The sequence below is a fragment of the Rossellomorea aquimaris genome (genome assembly GCF_020172085.1).
Taxonomy (GTDB): Bacteria; Bacillota; Bacilli; order Bacillales; family Bacillaceae_B; genus Rossellomorea; species Rossellomorea aquimaris_E.
In genome coordinates this window covers 180,039-197,610 of sequence record NZ_JAIVAT010000007.1, presented here as the reverse complement: position 1 = coordinate 197,610, position 17,572 = coordinate 180,039, and the positions used below count along the sequence as shown (strand labels likewise).

16 protein-coding genes and 1 riboswitch are annotated in these 17,572 nt (G+C 44.0%); of the genes, 4 read left to right on the top strand and 12 right to left on the bottom strand.

Going from position 1 to position 17,572, the window contains the following annotated elements; all coding sequences use genetic code 11:
• Positions 1–105 precede the first annotated feature (105 nt).
• A complete protein-coding gene (locus tag LCL96_RS13555; RefSeq protein WP_224941983.1) occupies positions 106–960 on the top strand; it encodes a TetR/AcrR family transcriptional regulator in 855 nt (284 codons plus the stop codon).
• Between the two features lie 243 nt (positions 961–1,203).
• On the opposite strand, the gene LCL96_RS13550 is transcribed toward LCL96_RS13555, so the two are convergent.
• From LCL96_RS13550 to LCL96_RS13540, 3 genes are read right to left on the bottom strand one after another with little or no spacing between them, the layout of a single operon-like run.
• Positions 1,204–1,629 carry a DUF1284 domain-containing protein gene (locus LCL96_RS13550; protein ID WP_224941982.1) on the bottom strand — a complete coding sequence of 142 codons (426 nt, stop codon included), beginning with the start codon at positions 1,627–1,629 and terminating at the stop codon, positions 1,204–1,206.
• A 14-nt stretch (positions 1,630–1,643) separates the two neighbouring features.
• Positions 1,644–2,300, bottom strand: coding sequence for an oxidoreductase (locus tag LCL96_RS13545; protein ID WP_224941981.1), 657 nt, complete (start codon positions 2,298–2,300; stop codon positions 1,644–1,646).
• Between the two features lie 14 nt (positions 2,301–2,314).
• A complete protein-coding gene (locus tag LCL96_RS13540; RefSeq protein ID WP_224941980.1) occupies positions 2,315–3,205 on the bottom strand; it encodes an amidase in 891 nt (296 codons plus the stop codon).
• 41 nt (positions 3,206–3,246) lie between these two features.
• Positions 3,247–3,328: riboswitch (cyclic di-GMP riboswitch) on the bottom strand.
• A gap of 185 nt (positions 3,329–3,513) precedes the next feature.
• Here LCL96_RS13540 and LCL96_RS13535 point away from each other — a divergent pair.
• A complete protein-coding gene (locus LCL96_RS13535) occupies positions 3,514–5,043 on the top strand; it encodes a BCCT family transporter (RefSeq protein ID WP_318246428.1) in 1,530 nt (509 codons plus the stop codon).
• Positions 5,044–5,105: 62 nt separating this feature from the next.
• Here LCL96_RS13535 and LCL96_RS13530 read toward each other — a convergent pair whose 3' ends face one another.
• The 9 genes from LCL96_RS13530 to LCL96_RS13490 form a co-directional block, all read right to left on the bottom strand.
• Positions 5,106–5,306: a hypothetical protein gene (locus LCL96_RS13530; protein ID WP_224941979.1), complete on the bottom strand. Its 201-nt coding sequence runs from the start codon at positions 5,304–5,306 to the stop codon at positions 5,106–5,108.
• Position 5,307: 1 nt separating this feature from the next.
• Positions 5,308–5,460 carry a hypothetical protein gene (locus tag LCL96_RS13525; protein ID WP_224941978.1) on the bottom strand — a complete coding sequence of 51 codons (153 nt, stop codon included), beginning with the start codon at positions 5,458–5,460 and terminating at the stop codon, positions 5,308–5,310.
• An 11-nt stretch (positions 5,461–5,471) separates the two neighbouring features.
• The gene (locus LCL96_RS13520; RefSeq protein WP_224941977.1) at positions 5,472–5,666 is read right to left on the bottom strand and encodes a hypothetical protein; all 195 of its coding nucleotides are present in this window, start codon (positions 5,664–5,666) and stop codon (positions 5,472–5,474) included.
• Between the two features lie 103 nt (positions 5,667–5,769).
• Positions 5,770–7,734, bottom strand: coding sequence for a hypothetical protein (locus LCL96_RS13515; RefSeq protein WP_224941976.1), 1,965 nt, complete (start codon positions 7,732–7,734; stop codon positions 5,770–5,772).
• A gap of 73 nt (positions 7,735–7,807) precedes the next feature.
• Positions 7,808–9,073: an ATP-grasp domain-containing protein gene (locus LCL96_RS13510; RefSeq protein WP_224941975.1), complete on the bottom strand. Its 1,266-nt coding sequence runs from the start codon at positions 9,071–9,073 to the stop codon at positions 7,808–7,810.
• 664 nt (positions 9,074–9,737) lie between these two features.
• Positions 9,738–10,325 carry a hypothetical protein gene (locus tag LCL96_RS13505; protein ID WP_224941974.1) on the bottom strand — a complete coding sequence of 196 codons (588 nt, stop codon included), beginning with the start codon at positions 10,323–10,325 and terminating at the stop codon, positions 9,738–9,740.
• A gap of 125 nt (positions 10,326–10,450) precedes the next feature.
• Complete coding sequence (locus LCL96_RS13500) at positions 10,451–11,170, bottom strand: YebC/PmpR family DNA-binding transcriptional regulator (protein ID WP_224941973.1); 720 nt, start codon at positions 11,168–11,170, stop codon at positions 10,451–10,453.
• A 146-nt stretch (positions 11,171–11,316) separates the two neighbouring features.
• Positions 11,317–12,828 carry a gluconokinase gene (gene gntK, locus LCL96_RS13495; protein WP_224943441.1) on the bottom strand — a complete coding sequence of 504 codons (1,512 nt, stop codon included), beginning with the start codon at positions 12,826–12,828 and terminating at the stop codon, positions 11,317–11,319.
• Positions 12,829–12,918: 90 nt separating this feature from the next.
• Positions 12,919–14,262, bottom strand: coding sequence for a GntP family permease (locus tag LCL96_RS13490; protein WP_224941972.1), 1,344 nt, complete (start codon positions 14,260–14,262; stop codon positions 12,919–12,921).
• Between the two features lie 290 nt (positions 14,263–14,552).
• Here LCL96_RS13490 and LCL96_RS13485 point away from each other — a divergent pair, with 290 nt between their 5' ends.
• Both LCL96_RS13485 and LCL96_RS13480 read left to right on the top strand, forming a co-directional pair.
• Positions 14,553–15,404 carry a MurR/RpiR family transcriptional regulator gene (locus tag LCL96_RS13485; protein WP_224941971.1) on the top strand — a complete coding sequence of 284 codons (852 nt, stop codon included), beginning with the start codon at positions 14,553–14,555 and terminating at the stop codon, positions 15,402–15,404.
• Positions 15,405–15,928: 524 nt separating this feature from the next.
• A complete protein-coding gene (locus tag LCL96_RS13480) occupies positions 15,929–17,338 on the top strand; it encodes a sodium:solute symporter family protein (RefSeq protein WP_224941970.1) in 1,410 nt (469 codons plus the stop codon).
• The last annotated feature ends 234 nt before the right edge of the window (positions 17,339–17,572 follow it).

Here is a 17,572-nt window from a genome sequence, read left to right as displayed (position 1 = left end):
ACTGACCACTCAGTCATAAGTCAATATACTTACAAAAGAAAAGGTTTATTTTTTGTGACCAATCGGTCATAATATACGTAAGGAGTTTATCAAGGAGAGGAAAGTATGAAAGAAAAAGAAAAATTGATTATCGAGACATCCATAAAGCTCTTTGCCACGAAGGGATTCAACGCTACCTCCGTTCAAGAAATCGTGAGCGAATGTGATATATCAAAAGGTGCCTTCTATCTTTATTTCAAATCAAAAGAAGCACTGCTGCTGGCCATCATGAATTACTATTTTAAAATGATCACGGACAAAGTGAATGAAATCGAAAACGAGGATATACCTCCTTACGAGAAATTCCAAAAACAATTAGAATGTCAGCTCATTGAAATATGCAAACATAAAGAATTCATCATTATGCAGATTCGTGAGAACGCCATGCCGTTCAACGATGAAATCCACGATCTTCTCAGCGAGATGAAAATGAACACCCATCGGTATTATAAAAGAAGGTTATTTGGGATCTACGGAAAAAAGATTGAGCCGTATTTCTGGGATATCACGATGATGATTCAAGGATTTTTCCATTCTTATTTAGAATTGGTCATGCTTGATAAAATCGATTTGGACTTTTCCTACTTATCCCATTTCATATTGAAACGTACGGATGACTTGGTGGAAGGATTATTGAAGAGTGGGGATGAACCTGTTCTTTCATTCGAAAAGCTGGACGATCTCGTCAATGACTTCACGTCTTCTGCCCGAATGAACGAGTCGACCCTCATTCATATGGTCGAAGATGCGCTTGAAGTGGCTGAGGATGAAAATATCCGGATTTCACTGGAAGTCATAAAAGAAGAAATACAAAAGGACGAAACCCGTCCTGTCGTCATCAGAGGGATGCTGGTGAATCTGGATGAGGATCCTGCGCTGAAGCATCTGATGAATGCTTTAAGACATTTTTATAAAATCTAATGACCGTGTTGGGTCTCTTGTAACACCGCCGCCCGATTTCCGTGCAAGACTTCGCTTTCCTCGGGCGGAAGGAGTCTTCGTCTTGCACTCCAATCAACAGCTAGAACCTGCTTTATTAATGACTTATGCTTTTTCAACAACAATATAAAATCCGAACGATTTCGAATGATCGTTCGGATTTTTCTATGACTAAGGTATTTCTGTCCCAGCCTATCTCTGTTAAAACTACATTCTTATAAGAACTCACGCCAACATTTTCTCCCGCAATGCCCCGATCCCTTCCTTGCATACTCCATACTCCAGCCAGGAGCAGCCTTTACATAGATGGTCAAGATCTTCAGGTTTGACCTTTTGGGCCGTTGCGTTGATCAATTCGGATTTCAAATAAACTTCACCGTGCTTCACTCCTAAGTGGTTCAGCACCCTGCTGTCTAATGCAAGGACATGGTCATTGGAGGCGACACTTTTTTCACATGCTGATTCCCCTTTATGAGGGCAGGCGCCACAGGCATCATCGAAAGCTTGAACGACCTGGATGGGAAAGTCCATGTTGTCGTTGCGTATGTCTTCCACTATCTCAGCCATCTTCTGAACAAATTCAGGACTGTACCCCATGCCTTTAAATCCGTGAGTACACAGAAGATGATGTCCTCTCAGTATTCTCTTCATGGTATCCCCCTTTTTTAAAGCTGTTGAATTTGATCTGATTCATGGATGGTTACTTTCTCACTGGTTGAGCTTATGGCTGCGCGGTACATCCCATACGCAACCTGCTTGCCTGAAATACTTCTGTACCGCTTCAACCTGCCAACCATGACCGGACGGACGGCCCTGGAGAAAAGTTCACCCGCTTTTTCTCCAAGACGGAATTCCTGTCTCTCCCCCAATAAAAGGGAGGGTCTGAAAATGTGAAGGGAGGGATAATGAAGTTCCCTTAAGCCTTCTTCCAATTTCCCTTTCACCTGACTATAAAAGAATGAAGAACCCGTGCTTGCACCAATGGAAGATATGACGAGGTATTGTTTTGCTCCATGTTCTTTTCCAAGCTTACCGAGTTGAATGGGATATTCATAGTCCACTTTCTTAAATGCTTCTTTCGTCTTCGCTTTTTTAATCGTAGTACCGAGGCAACAGAATACATCATCCACTTCTTCATGAGGCAAAAGCTTCATCCCATCAAACGAAATGATTCGTTCATCCAGCTTTTCATGCTTCAAACCGCTAGCCCTTCGAACAAAGGAAATCACTTTTGTATACTCCGGACTCTTTAGCAGGATATCCGTCAGATGGGAACCGACCAGGCCGGTTCCCCCTGCAACCAATGCTACTTTCGACATCATTCAATCCTCCTCTCTTATTCCGATAAATCCTTCCAGCTCCCGTAATGATGGACGGCGATTCCTTTGTAGGAAGAATGGGTTTCATACTCCGCATCAACCAGCGCAAGCTCATCAAGCATGGTAGCCGCCCCTTCTTCGTGAAAGGTCAGGAAATTCCCCTCAGCAGATGGAGCTGTCTCCACTCCAACCTTCACTTTTTTTCCTGCAGACTGGGCGAAATCCATTTCATTTCTGACAAGTTCTATGATCCCGTTCTCTCCAATGGCCAGATCCCGATATGCCATGATACCAACTTCTTCTGTCTGCCCAATGACCCACTGAGCAAGATTCCCTATTCCAAATTCATTATTGTATGTTTTCCCATCAAACCAAAATGGAATGTCCATCCCTAATGGCAGTTGAAGAGAATTCGAACGATTTACCGCTACCTTTACCATCTTTTGATAATTCAACACCGTCTTCCCGTAGGCGGTTGTCCACCCGGGTAAAAGATATGGCTCCACATCCAAATGAACCCCTGTAAATCGTTGAGCCTCACTTGCTTCAAGCTGGTACGCATAGAGCCAATCAAAAAAGGCATTAAGGGATGTTTGTCCTTTTATGGTTGCCCATTTCGGTGCTCCGTCCAATGCATATACGTGTATATTTTCAACACTCGCCATTTCGATAAATTGCTGATAGTATTCCTTTTCCACTGCCGGATTCACTTGCAAGTATACTTCATCTACATGATGAGATCTAAAAAAGTCAATGATTTCTTCCCTCTGTGTGACGATCTCCACAGTATTCCAAAGCCACGTACTTTTCCCTCTCATGTCTACACCAGCTGCCTTTTCAGTAGATGGGTAAGAAATCATACTCATCATGATTAAACAAATACAAACCCATTTCAAACATCTACTCATCTTTCATTCTCCTCTTCCTGAGCCTTGGCTCTTTTGAGGAGCCTGGCAGCTTGGCGACCATTCAAATCGATTAGGCCCATAGCTTTGCGTCCTTGCTTTTCAACAAGTTTGCCTTTTTCAGTTATTTTTTTATCCTTCCTCTTTAGTATAGTCCTTTTTTCACCGGTGAAAAGATGTAATTTTCAAAATTATCATGTGACAGAAATTGCCTTTTTTGAATTCTTTCCATATCCTTTACAACTCTTTTTCACCTGTGAGATAGTTGGAACTTGTGTTTTTCAATGAAAAAATAAAGGAGTATTTAATATATGTCTAAAACGCATCACACATCAAAAATTGATTGGCCTGTCTTTGCTATCAGTGGCGGATTGCTCATTCTTTTCGTCATCGCCGCTTTCATCAGTTTGGACAGCGTCACTGCATTTGTTAATAAAGGTTTCACCTGGTCTTCAAAGTACTTTGGAGCTTTCTGGCAAGTACTAATGCTGGTACATTTCCTTGTAGCACTTTATCTGGCATTCTCAAAATACGGAGGTGTCCGATTAGGTTATATGGAAAAACCGGAAATAGGAACGTTTAAGTGGTTATCGATCATCATGGCCACTTTACTTGCCGGCGGAGGGGTGTTCTGGGCGGCAGCTGAGCCTATGTATCACTTTATGACCGTCCCACCCATGCATGAAGGAATCAATGCCTTGACCCCGGGAGCCATCATGCCGGCCCTGGCGCAAAGCTATATGCACTGGGGCTTTCTCGCATGGGCCATCTTAGGGACTTTGAGTGCCGTCGTTATGATGTACGGGCACTACCACAGAGGGATGCCGATGAAACCCCGGACCCTTCTGTATCCGATCTTCGGGGAAAAACTTAAAAAGAGTGTCCTCGGAACCCTTATCGATGCATTTGCCATCATTGCCGTGGCTGCAGGTACAATCGGACCGATTGGCTTCCTTGGTTTACAGGCAAGTTACGGACTATCCGCTTTATTCGGTATACCAGACCGGTTCTCGACTCAGCTTGCGATTATCATTTGTTTAGTGATCGTATCGACCGTATCTGCTGCCACCGGCCTTCATAAGGGGATTCAAATCCTGAGTAATGTGAATGTACGATTGGCCTTTGGATTGATTCTATTTGTTTTATTCTTCGGTCCTGGAGGATTCATCATTGATTCCTTTGTGTCTTCTTTTGGATTTTATGCAGATCACTTTGTTCAGCTCAGCACATTCCGTTCAGATAAGAGCTGGCTGGGAAGTTGGACCGTGTTTTTCTGGGGATGGTTCATAGGGTATGGACCGATGATGGCCATTCTCGTCAGCCGCATATCCCGTGGCAGGACAATCCGTCAAATCATACTGGCTATTGCGATTATCGCTCCCATTGTCACCACATTCTGGTTTACCGTTGTGGGGGGGTCAGGGATATTTTATGAACTGCAGAATCCAGGAAGTGTTTCACAGGAATTAACGAGTGGCGGAATGCCTGCCGCCATGATTGCGATCACCAATCAGCTTCCACTCTCATGGATTATTTCACCGTTATTTTTATTATTGACGATTCTTTTCGTTGTCACGACAGGGGATTCCATGTCTTATACGATTGCCATGGCGGTTTCGGGTGAAGGAGATCCCAAAGTATCCTTGCGTGTATTCTGGGCAATCCTGATGGGATCCATCGCGGCGATCCTGCTTTATATAGGTGATGGTAGTGTCAGTGCACTCCAAAACTTTATCGTGGTCACGGCTGTTCCCGTCTCTATCCTTCTGCTCCCAATGCTGTGGCTTGCGCCAAAAGTGTCTAAAGAATTACTTGGTGAACAGTTCCGTTCAATGAAATAAATTCAAAAGAAACGCCCATCATCTTTTAGATGGGCGTTTCTTTATGTAGTTGATTCTTACCTCTATAACTCTTCATCTTCAAAGAATTGCTGTAATTTTTCCTCTTGTTCAGGACTCGCTTTTTCTGTCGCGTAGGGGTTATCTTTTACTCCTTGCGTATCCATATTTGTTTTGATTGCGAAAAAAGGGCCCTTCGGTTCTTCTGCTATGACACGATCATTTAATTGCTTGAAGTCGGGCATATCTTTGTTTCCTTTATCCATCTTATCTTCCTCCTTCAAGGTGTTGTTTCGTATTTTTATAGGCAATTAACACAATATCGACATTCGTTTCCTGACGAAGTTCGTTTTCCATATTCCTTACTTTCACCAAAGTATCTTCAGACAAGTTTGCAAATGGAAAATTTTTTTTAGTCATTCCTTCATCTCCTATCCATTTTCAATCGTTTGGTCGATGATCTTTTCTGCGATGAACTCGTTCGCATCCTCTATCGCATGATGCTCCTCCAACGATTCTCCCGGTACATACACCTGGCTGGTATTACGAATTCGTTCATTTAGCTTAAACTCCGGATTGAGTGGTGTGTCCATTCGTAGTTCTTCCGTTTCTTTTTTATCCCTCATTGAATCCACCTCCACTCATTAGTATGGCTAGAGATAAATAGAATCATCCAAACTCTCATTCAACAAAAAAACGTTGAGCAACCAAAGTTACTCAACGTCAGCTTTAAACCCAGGTATAATCCTTTCCCCAACTATCCCTGGCAAGGTCTTTAATGTCATCCACAATGTCATTTTCCACCGCGAAGGCATCACCCTGTTCATAGGGATTATAATGGAAAGCATACAAGCGTGAGACAAATTCATGAAACGGGAGGGAGCATTCTCCTTCCCTTTCCCCATTATCCATAACGGAAGGTTCGATTCCCTGCCCCCAATTTTGTGAGCCGTCATTGTTCGGGTTGTAGAAATAAATCCGATACTCACCTTTAGGATCTTGAGTGATCCGCAAAATCGACACGGCGTGAAATCCAAGAAGTTTCCCATGCACGTTCGTAATGAAAATCCCAACTGGATTTGGATAAATCAAACCGTAATCATCATTATATTCTGGATGATGAGTGGCATAGAACAGTCTTACAAAGCCCGGATAGTCGGAAATGAGCCCAGATAATGGATCGATCACCGTGCTGAATCCCTTTTGAACCCAATCGCCATAGAACTCAGGATTCACCCAGCGATGTCCATCTTCCCCTCTAAGGGATACCCTCCTCATCATCTCACTATAAATCCGGTCAAGATGAGGGACAAGGACAAGGGACACGGGATCCAGCTCCTGATGAAGCTCAGGTGCAAGCCCACCGCTTAAATCCTTGGAATGAATCGGTGTGCCCTCAAACTTGATATCAATATCCCCGTCTCTTGCAGCCCTTGGAATCAGTTCAAGTAAATACCCGGGAGCATGTTGGGCCCAAAGGCTGATCCCACGTGCTGTTTGACAGGTTGGATTCAACCCTTGTCCGATCCCGATTGGCTGCCCAAGGACATTAATGACACCTGCAAGGAGAACCGAGTTTGCCGTAATACCGTCTCCCGATTTGCAGGAATTAAGGAGGGTTTTTCTTACTTCCGGTCTAATATCAAGCTCGATCAGCCTCTTCAATCCCGGTGACACAGGGGAAGATGAAAGGACCCCTCGTTCAAGCATGAGGGCAAGCCCATATACCGATTGTTTAGTGGCAGGATAGATTGCTACCTTGATCAGTTGAAACACAAGCTCAGCATGTTCATCAAGGTTTGCTTTCCCTTTATCATTTAACTGAAGTGCAGCCGGAACAAGCTCCTGCACCTTTCTGGACAGGTACCTCAGAAGAATCGCATGCTGAGGGGCAACCAACCCGGTTTCCCGCATGGACTGGGCACATGCGACTGCTTCTTTCTCCAGCTCTTCGTGAGACAGATCCATCAGCTTTTTACGATATTCACCCGGCTGAGTTATCGACTTGCTCAACGGGGACGGACCTTCGATGGCAGAGACATACTTCTCCAATACCAGACGCTCCGCTACACTAAGATCAGAATGAAGCATTTTTTTGGCCGTTTCAATCATGGAAACGGTCCGCTTCACCATGATCGGACGCTGCGCAGTCAATCGTTCGACTTCTTTGATGAGTGTCGTGGTCAGCGCTTGATAGGAAAGCTTATCCGATAGGAACCTGAATAAGTCCGTTGCTCTTTCCCTTTGTTCTCCAGCTTCAATGCGCGCCGCTTCTGTCGCTTCCGGGAAAAGAAGGTTTAGATTCAGGACCATGACCTCATTCAGGAAATCCTGCGCCATTTCGGCCGAAACATCAGGATGATCATATTGATCTTCCGCGATTGAAAGCATCCTGAGTTCGCTCAGGATTTCTATGATCGAAGGCAGCCCTTTCGCCTGCAGTGATCCGGAAACAAGAGGTGGTTGGAGCTTGGATGCTTTCTCCCATGGCCCGTCCTGGAATACCCCTGCCTGTTCAAAACGGTCTGCGCTCTGATATAAGATCCCTAGCCCTTCATCTGTATCCAGTAATCTCTGAGCTTCCTGATAGACGTCTGTCTGATACATTGATTTCGCAAAGGAAGCTGCACTCTCCAATTCATTCAGCGCTTGCAAAAATCGATCTTCCAACTTAGACGTTAATTCAAATGCCATTTCAAAACTCCTTTATCGATCAGAATATCGGATAGGCTGTTTCTGAAAGGATGACTGATATCATCATCGTTCTTTAAATATAAAAATTAAATTGTTCGTATTCTTTTAACAAACCCCTCATAACTTCACTGTCTTCCCCATAAAAGAAAATCGTCCCGTAATGATTCCCAAAACCGATCCGCTGAGCGACTTTCCCCTGAGCCGGACTGAACATATCATGCTTTTCGAAATATGGATGATTCTCCAGTTCATCCGGTACCTCCAGCTTCTCCACATAATTCACATGAGGATGGACCATCAGGCAGCCTGCATGAGCCTTTGCTTTCTCACCTGTCGATGGGAAGAACTCTCTAAGTTCTTCTTCTGTCGTATTTGGATCACCGCAAAGGATCTGGGCTTGATACGCACTGAATCCGTAGGCTCGCTCAATCAGATCAAAAATATGTCCGCCCGGTACTCTGGCTGCGACCTCACCAAAATGAAGCGTCCCATCAGAGGTGATGAAATATTCAGGGTGAATCACACCGTATTCAATTTCGAATGCATCGATGAGCTGCTGAATAGCCTCACGGATGATCGGACGCTTTTCTTCAAGGGTCGGAGAAGCCGGTACGAAATTGGAATAGCCCAATCGTACGTACTCCGTTATATTTAAAAATTGGATCTTTCCTTTATGAATGAATGCTTCGCACGAGAATTCCTGACCATCAAGATGACTTTCCATCAGGAGAGGGAATTCAGATTCAGTGAGAGCATCGATATCTTCTGGATTTTCAATGGCCCGGTGACCGACGGAACCGGCTTTATCAAGAGGCTTGACGTGAATGGGGTCGTTCTTATCCCCTTCCACTTTCAAGAGGGCTTCATTCACACGCTTCAAAAATCTCCTTACATCCTCTTTATCCCTTGCTTCTTCAAATACACCTACTTTGATTCCCGCAATTTGAGCTTTACGCTTCATCATCCCTTTATCCCTTAAAAGGAGCGAACGGTTAAAGATGCGCGGCTCATTGCGAAAACGGGAGTTCAATGCCCCTGCCCATTCCACACATTCTTCATATAGTGGAATGGCGACTTCAGCACCAAGTGCCTTCAGCTGTTTGTAAAGATGATCTGAACCTTCGTTCAACCGATCGAAATCCCAGCCGACAAAAGCAATATCATGCTTTTCTGCATAAGCCTCAAAATCAGGCGGGCCAACAACGACAAATGGCCTTTCTAACTTTGCACACGCTTCGATGGCCGGCAGACTCCAACCAATCAGTGCCGTTAAATAGGGTTTGGTTTTATCCTTCACATTTTGTTTTGCTTGCTGCAATTCAAGTTGATCTAGTCCCATATTTTCCTCTCCCTCTTTCACGTATTTATTCAGATTTCATCTTTAGCATAACAAAGCCCCCTGAGAGAATGAAGTATTATGCTGAATTTTCAGTCTATTCGACAAATAAAGTGTTTATACGACCTTCCCCGACATTTTTTATTCATCATGTAATTGTAAAAGGCATACTCCCATTTTTAGGAATATGCCCTGTTTTTTCATATGGCTCTTTTCGTAAAAATTGATGCTATTTTTATAAACTTTGATCTCCATGCTCTGTCAACAAGCAGGTGCTACAGGGTGAGGGGAACTACTTCGCTTTCCGCGGACGTACTGCCGAGCCTCCTCAGCACAATTCGCTTCCGGGGTCTCGGCACGCCCGTTTTCCGCAGGAGTCTACGCAGTTCCCCTCACCCTTTTAACCAGCTTCAAGTGACAGAGCTAAATAAAGACAGTTGAGAAATGATTACTTTATCAACAGAAACAAGAAACAATTTTATATTAGAAAGTACTATTTTTAACACTGGTAAAGAATTCAATTTTGTCCGCTGATTGTAGCGGAAGGTATGAAATGCGGAGGAGGCTCAACTCAAGCCCCGCGGTAAGCGAGCACCTGGAGCGGAAATCAACCACCACTAGCTTAGTCAAAAGCAACAGTCTTTGCAAAAAGAACCTTTTATTAATACTAAAAAGAAATGCCTTCTTTCTTTGAGATATCATCGTTAATGATGCCCAGTCCGCTGATCTTCCCTGGTTGGACATCCGGTTGAACCGACGGATTGGACGGATAGGTTTTGCCATTGAAAAGTAATTGTTTATAGCCTCCTTTTATCCCTCCACCGGAAACATACATGATGATATTTTTCCATCCGTTTGTTTTTTCGTTTTGAATGATAATAGGACTCCTGACCAATGAGAATACCGTCATGAGTTTATACTCATTGTTCTCCTTTGTGAATAGCGCCCCGCTGCATCCCCCGCTTCCACACACCGGGAAGCCAACTACATATACAAATGTTTCCGGTTGTTGATCATCATTCAAATCGACATGATTATAATAATATTGGACATGATCTTCACCGCGTTTCAAGTTTAAAGCTTTACTAAATGCTTCCTCTAACTTTGGATCAGGTACCGTTTCCGACTGAATATACGTCACATCGCTTACGTCGACTTTGGCACCATCCTGATCAGGATGGGCATATCCGATTGAGTAGAACCCCGTGTATAGGAAGACCATTACCACCATAAATCTTAACGTCATTTTCTTCATTGGATCACCTCTATTAAAATGGATATCAGTAGTTTTACCACTTTAATTGAGATTATCTGAAGTTTCTTACGTCATTCATAAAGAAAGCCCCTTGGCGCACTAAGCGCAAGGGGCTTCATCAACGTTTATTCACCTAAATCGACATTATGATAAACCTGTTGAACATCCTCCAGGTCTTCAATCGCATCAATCATTTTCTCGAATTGAGCTTGATCGTCACTAGAAAGTTCAACATCATTCTGAGCAAGCATCGTTAGCTCAGCAACTGTAAAGTCAGTGATACCGGCACCTTTGAATGCTTCCTGAACTGCGTGGAATTGATCCGGCTCTGCATATACGATCACGGAATCCTCTTCTTCGATGATATCACGCGCGTCCACGTCTGCTTCCATCAGGATTTCCATGACTTCTTCTTCGGATTTCCCTTCGATTCCGATCACGGCTGTCGCATCGAACATGTAGGCAACCGATCCACTCACACCCATGTTTCCGCCATTCTTACCGAATGCTGCACGTACTTCTGAAGCTGTACGATTGACGTTATTTGTCAGGGCATCCACAATGACCATGGAGCCATTCGGTCCGAAGCCTTCATAGCGTAATTCGTCATAGTTCTCTTCTGAACCGCCCTTTGCCTTCTCAATGGCACGGTCCACGATATGCTTCGGTACACTGTATGTTTTCGCACGCTCAAGAACGAACTTCAACGTCTGATTCAGTTCAGGATCCGGCTCTCCCTGCTTCGCAGCCACATAAATCTCGCGACCGAACTTTGCATATATACGACTTGTATTTGCATCCTTAGACGCTTTCTTTTCTTTAATATTATTCCATTTACGTCCCATTTTCGTTTCACTCTCTTTCACATTTATCTATAGATAATCTCTGATAATAAAAGGTATATTCGTTTCTATTATACATGAAAAGGACATGTTTTGGCTAAGTGATTCCTTTCGGGCGTACTTCCAGAAAAAAAGCCGACTCAATCGAGTCAGCTTCCTTCCTGGTAAGCACTGATGGCTTCGTATTCTTCCTCTAACAAGCGTGGAACCCGGATGAAGATCGGCATCAGCCTGGTGTAAGCTTCTGTCGCTTTCGGATCAGGCTGATGGGAATGAACAGAGCCCACCATTTCACTAACTGCCTCTAATGAGTCGATCATTCCGCTGCCGTACATACCGAGCACGATGGCTCCAAGGCATGAACTTTCGAAGCTCTCGGGTACTTCCACTTCTTGATCGAACACGTCGGAGAGCATTTGTCGCCACAGTTCAGAACGGGCGAATCCACCGGTAGCCTGTACCCGTTTCGGTGTCCCGATCAGTTCCTCGAGGGCAAGGAGAACACTGTAAAGATTCATGACAATTCCTTCTAAGACCGCACGGATCATATGCTCTTTTTTATGATGCATCCCCAGTCCGAAGAAAGAGCCGCGTGCTTTAGCGTTCCATAAAGGAGCTCGTTCCCCAGCCATATACGGATGGAACAGGAGTCCCTCTGATCCGGCCTCCACTTTAGCTGCAATATCCGTGAGCACTTCATAAGGATCCTTCCCTAATCGCTTTGCCACTTCGACTTCTCCTGAAGCGAGTTCGTCACGGACCCATCTGAAGATCATTCCTCCATTGTTAACAGGTCCTCCGATCACCCAATGCTTTTCCGTCAAGGCATAGCAGAATATACGGCCTTTCGGATCTGTCACAGGCCGGTCGGTGACGGCACGGATCGCCCCACTCGTTCCGATCGTCACAGCCACTACACCAGGTTCGATGGCATTTACGCCAAGATTCGATAGAACCCCGTCACTTGCACCTACAACAAATGGCGTTTCGGCTGGCAAGCCCAGCATTTCCGTGTATTCAGATTTTAATCCGACCAGGCTTTCCGTTGTGGAAACCGGAATCGAAAGCTGATCCTTTGATACACCCGCCACTCTCATGGCTTCTTCATCCCATGCCAGATTTTCCAGATGGAACATCCCGGTTGCCGAGGCAATTGAATAATCCACTACATATTTTCCGAATAGACGCTTGAAAACAAATTCTTTGATCGAGATGAATTTTGCGGCTTTCCCGAACAATTCCGGTTTTTCATCCTTCAGCCAGGCAAGCTTCACAAGGGGAGACATCGGGTGAATCGGTGTGCCGGTTCTACGATAAATCTCCATCCCGTTCATTTCTTTCTTTATTTTCTCAGCCCAAGCAGCACTTCGGTTATCCGCCCATGTAATGGAAGGGGTCAAAGGCTGATCCTTCTCATCCACAAGGATCAAACTGTGCATGGCAGAGCTGAACGACACAAACGCAATCGTTTCTTTTGTACTTGAAGCCACTTCCTTGATGCACTTAATGACAGCCTGAAAAATTTCTTCAGGATCCTGTTCAGCCGTCGCCGGCGTTGGTGTATGTAATGGATATTCGATCCCGTGACGCTCGATCGCTTTTCCTTCTTTATTGAATAGTACCGCTTTTGTACTTGTGGTCCCGATATCGACACCAATCATGAATTCTGACATCTTCTTTCCTCCTAAATAAATAGAGAAAAGGAAGAAGCGACATGGCTCTTCCCTCTTCTACTATTATTCTATCCTATTTTAGCCAATGAATATCCCTAAAATGAACGCTACTCCGAATCCTACAAATCCAATGAGTGTTTCCATCACTGTCCAAGATTTTAACGTATCTTTGACGTCTAATCCAAAGTAACGGTTCACTAACCAGAATCCACTGTCATTCACATGGGAGAAGACCGTTGCTCCTGATGCGATGGCGATAACCATTAAACCAAGGACAGGACCTTGCATACCAAGCGTTTCAATCAGTGGGCTCATCAATCCTGCTGCTGTAACCATTGATACGGTCGCGGAACCTTGAGCCACACGAACGACCATGGCAATCAAGAATGCAAGGGCGATCGGAGGCAGACTTGAACCGGCCATCATCTCACCAAGTACTTCCCCTACACCAGAGTCGATCAAGACTTGTTTGAATACTCCGCCGGCACCGGTTACAAGAATGATGATTCCAGCTGGCTCAAGTGCCTTCGTTGCAATATCCTGAACATCCTGGCGCGAATAGCCACGCTTTGTTCCCAAGAAGATGAATGTCAGTAACGTTGCAATCGTTAACGCTACGAAAGGATGTCCCAAGAACGTCAAGATTGAGCGAACGATGTTTCCTTCATCTAACATAACACCCGAAAGCGTATTCAATAAGATCAATACTAATGGAATCGAGATAAGTGAAGCAATCAGAGCGAAACTCGGCAGCTCTTTATCGTATTCCATTTCTTCAGCCTGCATATAATCAGGCACAACTGCATGAATTCGTTTTGAAATCCATTTCGCAAAGAGTGGGCCTGCAATGATCATGGATGGAACCCCTGCAATCGCACCAAACAGGATCACCCATCCAAGGTCTGCACCGATTAAGTCCGCAACCGCAATCGGTCCTGGAGTCGGCGGGATGAAACTGTGTGTAACGGCAAGACCTGCAAGTAATGGAATTCCATAGTATAGCAGTGACTTTCCAGTTTTACGTGCCAATCCATATACGATTGGTACAAGAATGATAAACCCTACATCAAAGAATACGGGAATGGCTACCAGGAAACCTGTGATCCCAAGTGACCATTGGGCCTTATCTTCCCCGAATTTGTTAATCAGTGTTTGAGCGAGGCGTTCCGCCCCCCCTGATACTTCAAGCATACGACCGAACATCGCACCTAAACCAACAACGACAGCGACAAACCCGAGGGTCCCGCCCATTCCGCTTTGTATCGAAGCAACGACTTCCTGCAAAGGCATTCCAGCGGCGATCCCTACAATTAAACTCACTAATAATAGGGCAACAAAAGCGTGAAGCTTTGTTTTAATTACTAAAAATAATAGAAGAAAAATTCCGGCCAGTGCCACTAAAATAAGCATTTGATCTGACATTGTGTATCCCTACCTTTCTTTCGTCACGACAGCCCCGCTGCCAATTTTTTTATAACATATGATCCTGACAGAATCGTAAAGCGTTTCCAAAACACTTTATGTAACTACCACTCTCTCAATTTAGTAAGAGAGCTTTTTTCGAATGAACAAAACTACCAGGAAAATTATTTTCTAACTATCTCTATTATAAAAAATATTTTTCTTTTTGCAACCGTTTACAGAAATTATTTTTATTTTTATTTAAATCTTGTATAATGTAATTATGAAAACCCTTACAGGAGTGGTGTCTAATGAGTCAACATCAACATTGTTTAGCTAGCATCCGTTCCCACTATCCCCAGTTCAGTGTGACGGAGAAAAAAATTGCCGACTATATTCTTGAAAACCCGACCGAAATCATTCATTCAACCATCAATGGACTGGCCGAAGATTTAGGAGTTGCCGACTCTACTGTCTTCCGTTTCTGTAAACGAATCGGCTTTAAAGGATATCAGGCGATGAAAATTGCCCTTGCCTCTGAAATTGTGACAGGTCTTAAGGACATTCATGAGCGGATCGATGAAGGCGATTCGGCACAAACCATTGCCACAAAAGTATTCCGATCCAATATCAAAACCATTGAAGACACATTGATGGTGGTAGATGAGAAAAAACTGTTGAAAGCCGTGGACATCATGAGCAACTCCCGCTCCATCGAGTTTTTCGGAAGTGGCGGGTCCGGGGTCATCGCACTTGACGCCTATCATAAGTTCATCCGGACCGGCTTACGGGTGCACGCAGCGAGCGACAGTCATATTCAGCTTATGACCGCTTCTCAGATGACGGATGAAGATTGTGCTGTGTTCATTTCACATTCCGGTTCGACGAAGGACATCTTACAGGTCCTTGATATCGTGAAAGAAACCGGCGCAAAGACCATCTGCATCACCAACTTTGCCAAATCACCCTTGAGTCAGAGAGTCGATACGTCCCTTTTCACTGTATCGGAGGAAACCGACTACCGTTCAGAAGCACTATCTTCCCGTATTGCTCAATTGACATTAATTGATGCTCTATATGTGAATCTCATGATGAGGCGGGAAATGGAGGGACAGGATGCCCTCAGAAAAATGCGTAAAGCCATTTCGGTTAAAAGACTCTAAAGGGTCGATCAGTGAACAACTGATCGACCTTTTATCATATCCCCTCCAAAACACATGATTCTTTTTACTTATATTCAGCAAAATTAAATAGGAATAAAGTTTCATTTTACCTTTTCAAAAGACCTCTATTTGTTGTAAATTTCGAATAATTTTTTCTATTTCCCTACCAATTGTCCTGTATAGCCTTAGCCTTCATCCCAATTTTTCCCTTCGTGTCATTTCCAGCCAAAAATCTGATTAAATCAGGCTTTTTATGCATTTTTTATCGAAAAGAATATGTGCTAAGGTTAAGGAGAAATGTTTTTACGTGAGACAAGCATTCATGAAAAACATCACAACGAAAGACATTTTCAAAGCCTCTAACTACCTCTAAATTTTTTTCAATGGTTTTATGGGCAGGTAGACCCTTTCTACCTCATCCAGGCTAAAATGTGTTTATCTTTTCACCGGTGATTATATTGTGATTAAGAAATGAATCAACGTTCTCTCGCGTGAACAAATACTGTTCAGGAGATGATCGTTTTATGGAATTACAACAAAACCCGCATTTATTATGGTTTATAGGGATTTATGCCGTACTCATGATTGGGATTGGTACGTATATGTCCAAGAAAGTATCCAGCAGCAATGACTTTATTCTCGCTGGAAAAAGTTTAGGTCCCTTTGTTTTAATGGGGACATTACTGGCAACGTGGACTGGAAGTGGAAGTATATCAGGAGGAGAAACGTCTGTAGCCTACAGCTTCGGGATTATCCCTTCGTTAATGCTCATGATCCCAACCCTTGTAGGGATCGGAATCCTTTACCTTGTAGCGCCTAAAATTCGTGCATTCAGTAAATATACGGTTTCAGCCATCCTCGAAGAGAAGTATGGTTCAACTGCACGAAATCTATCAAGTATCATCATTATCTTAGCTTATGTTGGAATCGTTTCTTATCAGATGAAAGGTTTCGGTTTCATCCTTAATCTAACAACAGGCATGTCTGTTGGACTTGGTACAACCATTGGTGCTGTCCTGATCATTTTCCTAGCGATGATCGGTGGCTTACGTTCTGTATCTCAAACAGATGCACTAAGTGGTTTTCTAATGGTCGGTGGATTGATCATTACCGTTCCAACCATTTTCTTCATTGCCGGAGGATGGGATGAAATTGTTAAAAATGTACCTGCATCCCATATGTCAGCAACAGGAAACTTATCCATCATCCAATTGATCGGTTATTTACTGCCTTCTCTTTTCTTGTTATTGGGCGATCAGAACATGTATCAAAGGCTCGCTTCATCTAAAGGAGATTCTTCATCAAGAAAAGGACAAATTGGTTGGCTTATTGCCATGATCATCATTTCTCCTGCCATTTCTCTAATTGCCTTTGCATCCCGTTCTTTATTCCCGGATATCGATCCAGGAATGGCGTTAATGGCAACAACGATCGCAATGCCGATCGGAATCGGAGGAATCCTTCTGGCAGCAGCAGCTTCCTTTATCATTACGACAGGAAATTCTTATTTACTGTCTGCTGCTACGAATCTGACCTATGATATTTACGGAAAGTATATCAATCCAAATGCTTCTGATGATAAACAATTGAAGATTACCAAAATGTTCATTGTTGTACTCGGTGCTTTAGCATTCATCATCATAAATTACTTCCCAAGTGTGTTGGATGTCCAAATGTACGCCTACACTGTATATGGCGCCGGCATTACTCCTGCCGTATTGGCCGTTTTCTTCTGGAAACGCGTGAATGCTGCCGGAGGAGTTTCTTCAATGGTAGCCGGGGTGATTTCCACATTGGTGTGGGAGATTGTCCTTCAGAAGCCGTTTGAATTAAACAGTGTCGTCATTGCGGTTCCGTTAGCCATCATTGTGTTGATTGTCGTGACTCTCATGACTTCTAACAAAAATGATGCTCAATTACAGCAAACGGCATAATATCATCATAAAAAGGCCGGAATCAGGTACGTTTTTGTACTTGAGTCCGGCCTTTTGCTTTGGCTGTTTCGAAAGCTCTGTCAAAGAGTGTGTGCTGAATGGTGAGGGGAACCGCTTCGCTTTCCACGGACGTTCGGCCGAGCCTCCTCAGCATACTTCGCTTCCGGGGTCTCGGCACGTCCGTTTTCCGTAGGAGTCTACGCAGTTCCCCTCACCATCTAAAAAGTTTTTTGT

What these genes read in the sequence shown, in the direction of transcription:
- LCL96_RS13490 (WP_224941972.1), bottom strand. Translation starts at nt 14,262, where the DNA reads ATGTCAGATCAAATGCTTATTTTAGTGGCACTGGCCGGAATTTTTCTT.
- LCL96_RS13535 (WP_318246428.1), top strand. Translation starts at nt 3,514, where the DNA reads ATGTCTAAAACGCATCACACATCAAAAATTGATTGGCCTGTCTTTGCT.
- LCL96_RS13545 (WP_224941981.1), bottom strand. Translation starts at nt 2,300, where the DNA reads ATGATGTCGAAAGTAGCATTGGTTGCAGGGGGAACCGGCCTGGTCGGT.
- LCL96_RS13530 (WP_224941979.1), bottom strand. Translation starts at nt 5,306, where the DNA reads ATGGATAAAGGAAACAAAGATATGCCCGACTTCAAGCAATTAAATGAT.
- LCL96_RS13485 (WP_224941971.1), top strand. Translation starts at nt 14,553, where the DNA reads ATGAGTCAACATCAACATTGTTTAGCTAGCATCCGTTCCCACTATCCC.
- LCL96_RS13555 (WP_224941983.1), top strand. Translation starts at nt 106, where the DNA reads ATGAAAGAAAAAGAAAAATTGATTATCGAGACATCCATAAAGCTCTTT.
- LCL96_RS13525 (WP_224941978.1), bottom strand. Translation starts at nt 5,460, where the DNA reads ATGACTAAAAAAAATTTTCCATTTGCAAACTTGTCTGAAGATACTTTG.
- LCL96_RS13500 (WP_224941973.1), bottom strand. Translation starts at nt 11,170, where the DNA reads ATGGGACGTAAATGGAATAATATTAAAGAAAAGAAAGCGTCTAAGGAT.
- LCL96_RS13510 (WP_224941975.1), bottom strand. Translation starts at nt 9,073, where the DNA reads ATGGGACTAGATCAACTTGAATTGCAGCAAGCAAAACAAAATGTGAAG.
- LCL96_RS13480 (WP_224941970.1), top strand. Translation starts at nt 15,929, where the DNA reads ATGGAATTACAACAAAACCCGCATTTATTATGGTTTATAGGGATTTAT.
- LCL96_RS13550 (WP_224941982.1), bottom strand. Translation starts at nt 1,629, where the DNA reads ATGAAGAGAATACTGAGAGGACATCATCTTCTGTGTACTCACGGATTT.
- LCL96_RS13520 (WP_224941977.1), bottom strand. Translation starts at nt 5,666, where the DNA reads ATGAGGGATAAAAAAGAAACGGAAGAACTACGAATGGACACACCACTC.
- LCL96_RS13515 (WP_224941976.1), bottom strand. Translation starts at nt 7,734, where the DNA reads ATGGCATTTGAATTAACGTCTAAGTTGGAAGATCGATTTTTGCAAGCG.
- LCL96_RS13540 (WP_224941980.1), bottom strand. Translation starts at nt 3,205, where the DNA reads ATGAGTAGATGTTTGAAATGGGTTTGTATTTGTTTAATCATGATGAGT.
- gntK (WP_224943441.1), bottom strand. Translation starts at nt 12,828, where the DNA reads ATGATTGGTGTCGATATCGGGACCACAAGTACAAAAGCGGTACTATTC.
- LCL96_RS13505 (WP_224941974.1), bottom strand. Translation starts at nt 10,325, where the DNA reads ATGAAGAAAATGACGTTAAGATTTATGGTGGTAATGGTCTTCCTATAC.